This is a genomic window from Microbacterium sp. 22195 (genome assembly GCF_052056515.1).
Taxonomy (GTDB): Bacteria; Actinomycetota; Actinomycetes; order Actinomycetales; family Microbacteriaceae; genus Microbacterium.
The window spans coordinates 1308847-1321113 of the sequence record NZ_JBQEPE010000001.1 but is presented as its reverse complement, the minus strand read 5'-3'; the positions used below and the strand labels follow the sequence as shown (position 1 = coordinate 1321113).

10 protein-coding genes are annotated in these 12267 nt (G+C 69.9%); 5 read left to right on the top strand and 5 right to left on the bottom strand.

From position 1 onward, the window contains the following. Positions 1-12 precede the first annotated feature (12 nt). Complete coding sequence (locus ACTJJ4_RS06475) at positions 13-1428, top strand: MFS transporter (RefSeq protein WP_440942513.1); 1416 nt, start codon at positions 13-15, stop codon at positions 1426-1428. A 114-nt stretch (positions 1429-1542) separates the two neighbouring features. Here ACTJJ4_RS06475 and ACTJJ4_RS06470 read toward each other — a convergent pair whose 3' ends face one another. From ACTJJ4_RS06470 to ACTJJ4_RS06455, 4 genes are all read right to left on the bottom strand, one after another. Continuing rightward, on the bottom strand, positions 1543-2964 hold the full coding sequence (locus tag ACTJJ4_RS06470; protein ID WP_440942512.1) for an aldehyde dehydrogenase family protein: 1422 nt from the start codon (positions 2962-2964) through the stop codon (positions 1543-1545). Beyond that, complete coding sequence (locus ACTJJ4_RS06465; RefSeq protein ID WP_440942511.1) at positions 2948-3976, bottom strand: helix-turn-helix domain-containing protein; 1029 nt, start codon at positions 3974-3976, stop codon at positions 2948-2950. Before ACTJJ4_RS06465 ends, ACTJJ4_RS06470 begins: the two co-directional genes overlap by 17 nt. Positions 3977-3987: 11 nt before the next feature. After that, the gene (locus ACTJJ4_RS06460; protein WP_440942510.1) at positions 3988-5319 is read right to left on the bottom strand and encodes an NAD(P)/FAD-dependent oxidoreductase; all 1332 of its coding nucleotides are present in this window, start codon (positions 5317-5319) and stop codon (positions 3988-3990) included. Positions 5320-5398: 79 nt separating this feature from the next. Further along, on the bottom strand, positions 5399-5947 hold the full coding sequence (locus ACTJJ4_RS06455) for a TetR/AcrR family transcriptional regulator (RefSeq protein ID WP_440942509.1): 549 nt from the start codon (positions 5945-5947) through the stop codon (positions 5399-5401). Between the two features lie 135 nt (positions 5948-6082). On the opposite strand from ACTJJ4_RS06455, the gene ACTJJ4_RS06450 reads away from it, so the two are divergent. Then, complete coding sequence (locus ACTJJ4_RS06450) at positions 6083-7579, top strand: APC family permease (protein ID WP_440942508.1); 1497 nt, start codon at positions 6083-6085, stop codon at positions 7577-7579. A 99-nt stretch (positions 7580-7678) separates the two neighbouring features. Here the strand turns inward: ACTJJ4_RS06450 and ACTJJ4_RS06445 are convergent, their stop codons facing one another. Beyond that, positions 7679-8419 carry an IclR family transcriptional regulator gene (locus ACTJJ4_RS06445; RefSeq protein ID WP_440942507.1) on the bottom strand — a complete coding sequence of 247 codons (741 nt, stop codon included), beginning with the start codon at positions 8417-8419 and terminating at the stop codon, positions 7679-7681. A 97-nt stretch (positions 8420-8516) separates the two neighbouring features. Between ACTJJ4_RS06445 and ACTJJ4_RS06440 the strand changes: the two genes are divergently transcribed. From ACTJJ4_RS06440 to ACTJJ4_RS06430, 3 genes are all read left to right on the top strand, one after another. Further along, positions 8517-10370, top strand: a complete 1854-nt coding sequence (locus ACTJJ4_RS06440) for an FAD-dependent monooxygenase (RefSeq protein WP_440942506.1) — start codon at positions 8517-8519, stop codon at positions 10368-10370. Between the two features lie 84 nt (positions 10371-10454). Further along, positions 10455-11426: an ABC transporter ATP-binding protein gene (locus tag ACTJJ4_RS06435; protein WP_440942505.1), complete on the top strand. Its 972-nt coding sequence runs from the start codon at positions 10455-10457 to the stop codon at positions 11424-11426. Positions 11427-11428: 2 nt separating this feature from the next. After that, positions 11429-12241, top strand: coding sequence for an ABC transporter permease (locus ACTJJ4_RS06430; protein ID WP_440942504.1), 813 nt, complete (start codon positions 11429-11431; stop codon positions 12239-12241). Positions 12242-12267 lie beyond the last annotated feature (26 nt).

Below are 12267 nucleotides of genomic sequence, written 5' to 3'. Positions count from 1 at the left end.
AAGGAGAGAGACATGAGCGGCAAGTCAGAGGACGGGTTCACCCCGACCGGAACCATCGCGAGCGCCGCGGACCGCCGTCGCGTCGTCGTCGCCACCGTGGTCGGCACCACCGTCGAGTGGTACGACTTCTTCATCTACGCGTTCGCCGCCGCGACCGTGTTCGCGGCGCTGTTCTTCGAGCCGATGGGCAAGGACTTCGCGCAGATCGTGTCGTTCTTCAGCGTCGGCGTCAGCTTCCTGTTCCGTCCGCTGGGCGCGTTCCTGGCGGGGCACTTCGGAGACAAGATCGGCCGTCGCCCCATGCTGGTGCTCACGCTCCTGCTGATGGGCGGTGCGACCACGCTCGTCGGCGTGCTGCCCACGCACGCGCTGATCGGCGTGTGGGCGCCGATCCTGCTGATCGTGCTGCGCGTGATCCAGGGAATCTCGGCCGGTGGCGAGTGGGGCGGCGCCGTGCTGATGGCCGTCGAGCACGCGCCCAAGCACAAGCGCGGGCTGTTCGGAGCATCCCCGCAGATCGGAGTGCCGATCGGGCTGCTGCTGGCATCCATGGTGCTCGCGCTGACCGAGACGATCTTCCCCGGCCCGACGCCCGGTTCGGACGTGGCGCTCGCCGACACCGCCTTCGGGCAGATCGGCTGGCGCATCCCCTTCCTGCTGTCGGTCGTGCTGATCGGCGTCGGCTACTGGGTGCGCCGCCGCGTCTCGGAGAGCCCGGTGTTCCAGGAGATCGCCGAGCGCAAGGAGGAGACGCGGATGCCGATCATCCAGCTGCTGCGCCACCACCTGCCGCTGGTGATCGTGGCGGCTCTGGTCTTCGCGGGCAACAACGCCGTCGGCTACATGACCACCGGCGGATACGTGCAGCATTACGCCACCGATCCCGCCGGACCGATCGCACTGCCCACCGGACCGGTGTTCTGGGTCGTCGCGCTCTCCGGCGTCAGCTGGCTGGTCTTCACCTGGCTGGCGGGCTGGCTCTCCGACAAGCTGGGCAGGCGCACGACCTACATCATCGGCTGGGTCCTGCAGCTGATCGGCGTCTTCCTGCTGTTCTTCCTGACCAACCTCGGCACGATCGGCTCGCTCGCGGCGGCTCTCGTGATCCTCACCATCGGACTCGGATTCACGTACGGGCCGCAGGCCGCGCTGTACTCGGAGCTGTTCCCTGCGTCGATCCGGTTCTCCGGCGTCTCGATCTCGTACGCGATCGGCGCCATCGTGGGCGGCGCGTTCTCGCCCTTGATCGCGCAGGCGATCTTCCAGAACACGCACTCGACGACCGGCATCACCTGGTACCTGGCCGGCATGACGGTGATCGGCCTGGTCGCCACGCTGCTGCTGCGCGACCGCACCGGCATCCCGCTGGGGCCGGAGAACGAGGCCGAGCAGGCGAAGTCCCCGATCTATGGGATGTCCAAGGCCTGAGGCGCGCCTCGGCCGCGGCGCAGCTTCGCAGAAATGCACAGCTCCGCAGAGTTTCGAGGAAACCCTGCGGAGCTGTGCTGAACTGCGGCGCTGTGGACGGCCGGGCCGCCGAGCTCAGCCGTTGATGACCTGGGGCACCGAGACCGACTTCAGGCCCTCGGCGCCGAACTCCAGGCCGTAGCCCGATTGCTTCACGCCGCCGAACGGGATCATCGGGTGCACACCGCCGTGCGAGTTGATCCACACGGTGCCGGCCTGCAGGCGCATCGCGATCTCGCGGGCCTTCGCGCGGTCGGCCGACCAGACCGAGGCGCCCAGCCCCACGTCCACGCCGTTGGCCAGGGCGATCGCCTCGTCGAGGTCGTGGTACCTGATGATCGGAAGGCCCGGACCGAACTGCTCCTCGACCACGAGCGGGTTCGCCGGGTCGATGTCCGCGATGAGCGTGGTCGGATAGAAGTTGCCCACGGCGTCCCGGTCCGGGTCGCCGCCCAGCACGACCCACGCGCCGGAGCCCTTGGCGGCCTCGACGAGCCGATCGACGACGTCGAACTGCATGCGGTTCTGCAGCGGACCCAGCACGTTCTGCTCGTCGACGCCCACGCCCATCGGCATGGCGGCGGCGACCTCCGCCAGCGCCGCGACCACGTCGTCGTAGACGTCCGCGTGCACGTACAGCCGCTTCATCGCCGCACAGGTCTGCCCGGTGTTGATGAATGCGCCCCAGAACAGGTCCTGCGCGATGGCGGCGGGGTCCACGTCGGGCAGCACGATGCCGGCGTCGTTGCCGCCGAGCTCGAGTGTGAGCCGGGTGAGGTTGTCGGCCGAGCTCTGCACGATCCGCTTTCCCGTCGACGTGGAGCCGGTGAACATGATCTTGCCGAACGCCGGACTGGTGGTCATCGCGGCACCCAGCGCGCCGTCGCCGACGACGGTGTTCAGGATGCCGTCCGGCAGCACCGAGTTCATCACAGCTGTGAGCGCGAGTCCGCTGAGCGGGGTGTGCTCCGAGGGCTTGGCCACCACCGCGTTGCCCATGCGCAGCGACGGCGCGATCTGCCAGACCGCGATCATCATCGGCCAGTTCCACGGGGTGATGGCAGCCACCAGACCGATCGGACGGCGGTGCAGCTCGGCGTAGGCGTCGCCGTCGTCGACCACCACCTCGACGGGCAGCGGCGTCGCTGCGGTCGCGCGCAGCCAGGCCGCGCACGCGCCCACCTCGAAGCGGGCGTTCGGGCCGTTCAGCGGCTTGCCCTGTTCGCGCGAGAGCAGCTCGGCGAGCTGCTCGGCCGCGGCCTCGACGGCATCCGCGACGCGGTTCAGGGCTGCGCTGCGCTCTTCGTCGGACAGGGCGGCCCATCCGGGCTGCGCCGATCGAGCCCGTTCGATCGCCTGATCGAGGTCGGTCTCGTCGTGGATCGGGACCCGCGCGATCAGCTCGCCCGTGGCGGGGTCGTGCACCTCGCGTGACGGACCTCCGTCGGCGGCGATGGTGGCGAGCAGGCTCTGGTAGGTGTCAAAGGCGGTGGACATTGCGGTGCTCCTCGGTCGTGATGGGAGTGGTGGAGGTGAGGGCTGATCGGGTCTGGCTGGGTGAGCATCCGAACTCCGCGCGATACGCGCGGCTGAAGTTCGCGGCATCCGCGAAGCCGCAGGCGGAGGCGATGCTCATGATCGAGCGGTCCTGGAAGGCGGCATCCGCGAGTCTGATCCGGCACATCTCCAGCCGGCGTCGGCGCACCCGCCCGGCGACCGTCTGGCTGTTCTCCTGGAACAGGGCGTGCAGCGACCGCTGGGAGATGAAATGCCGGGAGGCGATCGTGGCGGGGTCGAGTGCGGGGTCGCCCAGGTGCAGATCGATGAAGTCGAGGATGTCGGCGAACAGGCGCGCCCGCGGATCGACGTCCGCGCCGCTGAGGGCCAGCTCCTGCGAGAGCAGGGTGGCGATCAGGTCGACTGTGCTGCGCGCGATCCGCCCGCCCGACGACCCTGCGAGGATCTCCGGATGCTGGGCGAGACCGTGCAGGTAGGGGAGCACGAGTGCCCCCGCGCCGCCCGGGCCGCCGCCGAGGGATGCGGCGGTCAGAGCGCGCACGGCGTCCAGCGGCAGTCCGAGGTCCGCCGCCGGCAGCATCACCACCAGGTTGCGGAACGGGCCGTCGAAGGCGAGCGTGTAGGGTCGCTCGGTGTCGTAGATCGCCAGCATCCCGGGGCGCATCAGCACCTCGCGGCCGTCCTGGACCAGCATCCCGCTCCCGGCCGTCAGCATGCCCACCTTGAAGCAGTGCCGCGGGCGCGCCGCGATCCGGGCGGGGGTGCGCTCGACGACGTGCTCGTCGGCGTCGACGACCGCGACGTGCACCCCTCCGGCATCGGAATGGCGGATGCTGCCGCGGAACGATCCCGGATGGTCGGACGAGACCTGCAGCGGCACGAAGGAATCGTTCACCGCGGCACGGAACCGGGTGAAGTCCCACGCGACGTCAGCCCGCCCGGCTCCGATGCTCGCCGCGCCGGCCTGCACCTCGGCGACCGGCGTCCTCAAGGCCCGCATCGTCAGTCCCGCCGGAACTCGTCGATCAGGCCGCGGGCAGTGGTGATGCCGGTCTCGATGGCGCCGTCGACGACGACGCCGTTCCAGCCCTTCGCCCAGTCTGCGCCTGCGAAGCGCAGGCGCGTGCCGGTGTCGCGGAACAGGCTCCAGCCCTCCAGGAACTGGCCCGAGCGCGGCGTGGCCCAGGTCTGTCCCGACCAGGGGTCGGCGACCCAGTCGTGCCCGGTGCACTCGAGCACCTCGAGGTCGGGGCGCCAGCGTCGCACGATCTCCTGCACCTGCGCAGCATCGGTGAGGTCGATCTGTGAGTGGTCGGGACCGAAGCCCACCAGGATCGTGCTGTCCTCGTCGAAGTACTCGCTGCGCACCAGTGCGATCGGATTGCCGGTGGGGGCGTAGGCGATCAGCGAGTGCTTCCCCCGGATGCGGATCCAGATCTTGAAGCCGGTGCAGTTGAAGCCGTCGTCGACGACCTGCTGGGCGGGCGCGGGGAGTGCGGGGGAGAAGGCGATGCCGCCCAGCGCGCCGAGCGGGGCTGTGATGATCACGGCATCCGCTTGGACATCGGTCCCGTCGGCGAGCGTGAGGCGAGCGCCGTCGGCGTCGTGGGCGACGGCGGTCACCGCGGTGCTGAGCCGGATCGGCGCACGCAGATCGGCGGCGATCGCGCGGTAGATGCCCTGCATGCCGTCGTCGAGCTTGAAGCGCAGGGTCTGCTCGTCGAGCAGTGAGAGACGGTGATCGCTGAGCGCCGCCCAGTGCTTGGCCATCAGCGGGGACGCCGTCGCGGTGCGACCGTTGTAGCCGGCCGACCAGTACGCGTCGGCGAGGTCGATCTCCTCCTGGGTGAAGTCCCCGCCTCGCAGCGCGTCGAGCACGCTGCCCTGGTCCGCGGCACGGAAGCGCTCGACGAGCTGCGCGTCGCCGGAGTCGAGCACGCCCAGCGGCTCGTGCGGGTAGGGGAAGAAGTCGCGGGACCCCTCGAAGATGCGCTCCTGCGGGCGGGCGAGTCTCGCGTCGAGCTCGGCCTCTGTGCCGTGGTGCACCTCGCCGTCGCTGAGCCAGTACGCGTCGTCGGCGATCGGGCTGGGGTGGATGCCCTGCCCGTAGCGCGTGATCTCGGTCCACACGAACGGCTGCATCCAGTGCACCCACGTCGCGCCCATCTCCAGGTGGTGCCCGAGCCGCTCATCGGTCCAGGCGCGCCCGCCGATGCGGTCGCGCGCCTCGTAGATCTCGACGTCGATGCCCGCTGCTTCGAGCTCGCGCGCCGCGACGAGCCCGGCGAATCCGGCTCCGACGATCGCGACGCGGTGAGGGGTGGTGCCAGCCATGAAAAACCGCCTTTGGTCCTGAGGTGTGGACCTGAGCGTATGACTATCCAAATGGATAGTCAAGCGGATCGTTCGCGGATCAGGCGGTGCGGGCCGCCTCGGTGATCAGCCGGCGGATGCGGGCGAGCACCCGATCGATGTCCTCTCCTCCGCCCAGCGTGAGCTGCTTGAGCACGATGCCGTCGAGCGCGAACCAGATCGCGTCGATCAGCTCCTCGTCCTGCACGCCCAGCTCGGTCAGGCGCCGGCGGTTGGCGAGCCGGTAGGTCTCGTAGTAGCGCTCCACGTGCTCGTGCAGCTCGGGACGGCGCCGCGATTCCAGCAGAAGCTCGTACTGGAACGCCTGCGCGTCAGTGCTGCGCGCCGCCAGGGATTCGATGCCGGCCGCGAACTCCGCAGCATCCGCCGGTGCCTCATCCATGCTCGTCTCGCGCAGGCTCTCCGCGATGGCGAACTCGAGCGCGGCGGCGATCAGCTGGTCCCGTGAGCCGAAGTGGTGGCGCACCAGACCGTGCGAGACCCCGGCTCGTGCCGCCACCTCGCGGTAGGTGAGCGCGCGGAGGCCGCTGTCGGCGACGACGGATACGGTGGCGCGCAGCAGTGCTTCGCGCCCGGGAGAGCTGGTCACACCAGTACCCTAGGTGGTTCCGGGCGATGCCTGCGCGAGCGGACAACACGGATGCGCACGATGACAACATCCGCGGAACCGTGCGGATGACGATGGACGCAACCACCCGAAGCACTCACGAACGCAGGAGTTCCCATGAGCGCCCATCTCGCACAGACCTCGCCCACCTCCACGAGTCGGGGTCGACTCGGCGTCCCGTCCATCACGGTGATGATCATCGCGGCCTCGGCTCCGCTGACGGTCGTCGCAGGCGGCGTGACCACCGCCTACTCGGTCACCGGGTCTACCGCGGTGCCGATCGGCTATGTGCTGCTGGGTGCTGTGCTCGCCGTGTTCGCGATCGGCTACGCGGCGATGAGCCGCTTCATCACGAACGCCGGCGCGTTCTACTCCTACGCCGCGCGCGGCCTCGGTCGACCTGTCGGAGTGGGTGGGTCGCTGATCGCGCTGGTGTCATACAACTGCATGCAGATCGGCATCTACGGCATGTTCGGGTTCCAGGTGTCGATGCTGCTGAACGAGAAGCTCGGCATCGACGTGCCGTGGTGGGTTCCGGTGCTGGTGTGCATCGCCGTCGTGGCCGTGATGGGTGTCAACCGGGTGGACCTGTCGGCCAAGGTGCTGGGCGTGATCGTGAGCCTGGAGTTCCTGGCCGTGCTGGTGTTCGACGTCGTCGCGCTCGCCCAGCCGGCCGAGGGCTTCACCGCGCAGCCGATCTCTCCGACCGAGCTGTTCACGCCGGGCATAGGCGCAGTCCTGGTGTTCGGCATCGCCGCCTTCATGGGCTTCGAGTCCGCTGCGATCTACGGCGAGGAGGCGAAGGATCCCAAGCGCACGGTCGCCCGCGCGACGTTCAGCGCGGTGCTGATCATCGGCGGCTTCTACGCGCTGTCGTCCTGGGCGCTCGCGCTCGCCGTCGGTCCGTCGAAGATCACCTCGGGCGGGATCACGGCCGAAGAGGCCGGCCCTCCGCTGTTCTTCGGCTTCGTCGCCGAGCACATCGGGGTGCTCTTCGTGGACATCACCTCGGTGCTGTTCATCACCAGCCTGTTCGCCGCGCTCGTCTCGTTCCACAACGCGGTCGCCCGTTATCTGTTCTCGCTCGGCAGGGAGCGGGTGCTTCCGGTGCGGCTGTCGGCTGTGCGCAACGGCGCCCCGTGGGCGGGCTCGATCGCCCAGACCGCGCTGGCGGTCGTCGTGATCATGATCTTCGCGATCGCAGGCGCCGGCTCCGGGCTGGGCCCGCTGTTCCCCGTGGTGACGCTGTTCTCCTGGCTGACCAACACCGGTGCACTGGGCCTCGTGCTGCTGATGGCGGTCGTCGCCTTCGCCGTGGTCGGCTACTTCCGGCGGAACCATCGTGACGTCGGCATCGGCTCGCGCCTGATCGCCCCTGTCGTCTCGGGGTTCGTGCTGATGATCGTGCTGATCCTGATCCTCGCGAACTTCAACGTGCTGCTTGATCAGGCGGAGCCGACGCTCGCGACCTTCCTGCTCCCGGCGCTGGTGATCGCCCCAGGCCTGGTCGGCATCGCCTGGGGGATCTGGCTGAAGCGCGCCAGGCCCGAGGTCTACGCCGGCATCGGCCGCGGCACCGGCGACACGCAGGTGGTGCAGGTGGTGACGGACTGAGCGCCTCCTCCGCAGATCTGCACGACTCCGCAGGGTTCGCCGGAATCCCCGCGGAGTCGTGCATCTCCGCCGCGGAACGGATGCCGGTGGGCAGACCGCTCAGCCGCCCAGGGCCTCGCGGATCGCTGTGGCCGACTCCTGCAGGCGGGCGGCGATTTCGGCGTCCGGATGCCGGGAGGCGACGTGCACGACGGCCAGCGCGGCGGGGCGCCGGCCGCGCAGTGCGAGCGGCACGGCGATCGAGTGCAGGTTCGGGATGACCTCGTCGTGGCTGGTCGCGTAACCGCGGGCGCGCGCCTCTGCCACCTCGGCGCGCAGCGCCGCGGAGACCTCAGGCCACTCGGCATCCGCCAGCTGCGAGAGGATCGCCTTGCCTGGCGCGCCGGCCGTGACCGGATGCCTCGTGCCCGGCCGCTGCGCGACGTTCGCGACCGTGTGACGGGGCTCGACGCTGGTGAGGGTGATGACCTCGTCGCCGTCGAGCACCGCCAGGAACGCCGTGAGGGCGAACTCGTTGGCGACCGCGGTCAGCTCGGGGAGCGCCCCGGCCTGCAGGTCGTGCGCGACACCCGCGGCGAGTGCCGCCATCCGGGGGCCGAGCGCCGCGAGCCCCGACGCGTTGCGCGCGACGAGCCGATGGTCCTCGAGCGTGCGCAGGAGCCGATAGGCGATCGAGCGGTGCACGTCGAGCCGCGCGGCGACCTCGTCGATCGAGAGGGGACCGTCGGCGAGGATCTCCAGGATCCGGATGCCGCGGCTCAGCGTCTGCGAGGCGGGGGCGGCGGGCACGGGATCTCCTTCGGGTCGCGGGCGGCCCTTGTCAGGGCATCCGCTCGTCATATACGATCTGTTCAATAGTAGAACGGTGTGTTCGAATATAGAACACGCTGTCCCGCCGCGCAAGACCTGACGATGCAGTCCAGGGAAGGACCCGACGATGCAGTTCCACCACCACGGCTACGTGTCCGGCGAGCCCCGCGTGCTTCCGGCCGAAGGGCTGGGCATCGACCGCCCGGCGGACCTCCCCGACGAGATGGACGTGCTCATCGTCGGCTCCGGCCCCGCAGGCATGCTGCTGGCCGCCCAGATGTCGCAGTTCCCGACGGTGAGCACGCGCATCATCGAGCGCCGCAGCGGCCGCCTCGAGCTCGGCCAGGCCGACGGCATCCAGCCCCGCAGCGTCGAGACCTTCCAGGCCTTCGGATTCGCCGAGCGCATCATCGCCGAGGCCTACAACATCGGCTGGATGAACTTCTGGGGCCCCGACCCCGAGAACCGCGAGAACATCATCCGTACCTCGCGCACCGAGGACTACGGCCTGAAGATCAGCGAGTTCCCGCACCTGATCGTGAACCAGGCGCGCGTGCTGGACTACTTCGCCGAGGCCGCCGCCCACGGCCCCGGCCGCATCGTCCCGGACTACGGCGTGGAGTTCCTGGGCCTCACGGTGCACGACGAGCGGGAGTACCCCGTCGAGGTGCGCGTGAACGACAACGGCACTGAGCGCACCATCCGAGCCAAGTACGTCGCGGGCTGCGACGGCGCGCGCAGCGGCGTGCGCGAGGCGATCGGCCGCAAGCACGTCGGCGCCATGGCCGCGCACGCCTGGGGCGTGATGGACGTACTGGTCAACACCGACTTCCCGGACTGGCGCACCAAGTGCGCGATCAACGCCGAGGCGGGCAACATCCTGCACATCCCGCGCGAGGGCGGCTACCTCAGCCGGATGTACATCGACCTGGGCGCGGTCGCGGAGGGCGACAACCGCCAGGTCAAGCACACGCCGCTCGAGGTCGTCATCCAGAAGGCCAACGAGATCCTGCACCCCTACACGCTGGACGTGAAGCAGGTCGCTTGGCACAGCGTCTACGAGGTCGGCCACCGGGTCACCGACGGGTTCGACGACGCGCTGGACGGTGACCGGCACCCCCGCGTCTTCCTGACCGGCGATGCCTGCCACACGCACAGTGCGAAGGCCGGCCAGGGCATGAACGTGTCCATGCAGGACGGCTTCAACCTGGGCTGGAAGCTCGGTCACGTGCTCAGCGGGCGCGCTCCGCAGGAGCTGCTGTCGACCTACGGCGCCGAGCGCCGTCCCGTCGCCCAGCAGCTGATCGACTTCGACAGGGAGTGGTCCTCGCTCATGGCCCGCAAGCCCGAGGAGATCTCCGACCCGCAGGAGCTCGCGACCTTCTACCTGGGCACCGCGGAGTTCCCCTCCGGGTTCATGACGCAGTACGAGCCGTCCATGATCGTCGACGGTGCATCGCAGCAGGAGCTCGCCGTGGGGTTCCCGCTCGGCAAGCGCTTCAAGTCGGCCGAGGTCACCCGGGTCAGCGACGGCAACGCCGTCCACCTCGGCCACCACGCGACGGCCGACGGGCGCTGGCGCGTGTACGCCTTCGCCGACGCGGAGGCCACGAGGCTGGCGGCCTGGGCGGATGCCGTGGAGCCCGTGTTCGCGCGCTACACGCCGCAGGACGGCGATGTGGACGCCGTCTTCGACGTGAAGGCGATCTACCAGCAGCGTCACGACGAGGTCGAGTTCACCGACGCGCCGGCGCTGTTCCGCCCGCAGACCGGCCCCTTCGGGCTGACCGACTGGGAGAAGGTGTACTCCGCGGCCCCGACCGTGTGGTGCCACGACGACATCTTCGAGGTTCGCGAGCTCTCCCGCGACGGCGTGGTCGTCGTGGTGCGCCCGGACCAGTACGTGGCGGCGATCCTGCCGCTGGATGCCGTGGACCGGCTCTCGGAGTTCCTCGAGGGCGCCCTCCTCCCGGCATCCTGACGTCGGGTCGGCATGACAGTTGTCACGCCGACCTCATGACATCGCCCTCCGGCGTCCGGCGTCCGCGCCGACGACGCTGGACACATGCAGACGACAGCAGAACCGCAGACGCGGGTCACCCCCGCTCCCGCCATCCAGGACGCGCGTCCCCAGGACGCCGTGATCGAGCTGCGCGGCGTGCGCAGGGGCTACGGCACGGGCGACCGCCGCGTGCAGGCCGTCGACGGGGTCGACCTCGTCGTCCGCCGCGGCGAGATCGTTGCGCTGCTCGGGCCGAACGGCGCGGGCAAGACGACCACGCTCGACATGCTGCTCGGGCTCACCGACGCGGACGAGGGCACCGTCCAGGTGCTCGGAGGCCGCCCCTCGCGCGCCACCGCCGACGGCTCCATCGCCGCCGTGCTGCAGACCGGCGGGCTGCTCTCCGACCTCACCGTCGGCGAGACCGTGCGCCTGATCGCCTCGCTGCACGGCAGGGCCGCGCTCGGCCGCGTGCCCGAGGTGCTGGCCCGTGCCGATCTCGAGAAGATCGCGCGCCGTCGGGTCTCGAAGTGCTCCGGCGGCGAGCAGCAGCGCGTGAAGTTCGCGCTCGCCCTGGTCGCCGACCCCGACGTGCTCGTGCTGGACGAGCCGACCGCGGGCATGGACGTGACCGCCCGCCGCAACTTCTGGGACGTCATGCGCGCGGATGCCGATGCCGGTCGCACCATCGTCTTCGCCACGCACTACCTGGAGGAGGCCGAGCAGTTCGCCCGCCGCACTGTCGTGATGAACCACGGCCGGGTGGTCGCGGACGCTCCGACGGCGCAGCTGCGTGTCGGGCTCGGCGCCAGGACGGTCGCCGCGAACCTGCCGGAGACCGGCGCCGACGGCATCCTCTCCTTGCTGCGAGATCGCGACGATGTCACCGAGCTGCGCGTGGACGCGGACCGGCTCACCCTGCGCGCGACCGACTCGGATGCCGTGGCCGCCGCGCTCCTCGCCTCCGGCGCACACGATCTGGAGATCACCGCTCCCACCCTCGAAACTGCCTTCACCGCCCTGACGGAGGACTGACCATGACCACCTCGACCCCGAGTCTCACCCGCACGCCGCGTGCTCTGCGCGTTCCGCGCAAGGGCATCTCACCGACCATGCTCCGCATCGAGGCGCTGCGCCAGCTGCGCAACCCGTACACGCTCGCGTTCACCCTGGCCATGCCCGTCGTGATGTACATCCTCTTCGGTGCCAGCGCCGCGTACGGGTCGCAGTCCGCAGGCCACGGCAACGTGTCCTTCTACGTGATGATCTCCATGGCCGCCTACGGCACGGCCGTCGCGATGAGCTCGCTGACCTCGCTGGCCGCCACCGAGTCTAAGCAGGGGTGGGGCCGGCAGCTCGCCATGACGCCGCTCGGAACGCTCGGCTACGCCCTGACCAAGCTCATCACCTCCGTGACGTTCGCCGCCCTCGCGCTGGTCGCGGTGTTCACGGCCGGACTGCTCACAGGTGCGAAGGCGGACGACGCCTGGCGATGGGTCGCGGCCGCCGCGATCATCCTCGGCATCGGGCTGATGTACGGCCTGTTCGGGCTGGGCGTCGGGCTGTTCTTCAACGCCGACTCGGCCGCCGCGCTGGCATCCATCTCGATGACCTTCTTCGCCTTCTTCGGCAACGTGTTCATGCCCCTGGACGGTGTGATGCTCTCGATCGCGCGCTTCACGCCGCTGTACGGGTTCGTGGCTCTCAGCCGGTGGCCGCTCACCGACGGCGTGCTCACCACGGGACAGGCCGACCCGCTCTGGATGCCGCTGCTGAACGTGGCCGTCTGGCTCACCCTGTTCTCGGTGCTGGTCGTCGCCGGGGTGCGCCGCTCGCGGACACGCCGGTGACACGTGCGCGTCACTAGGTTGGACTC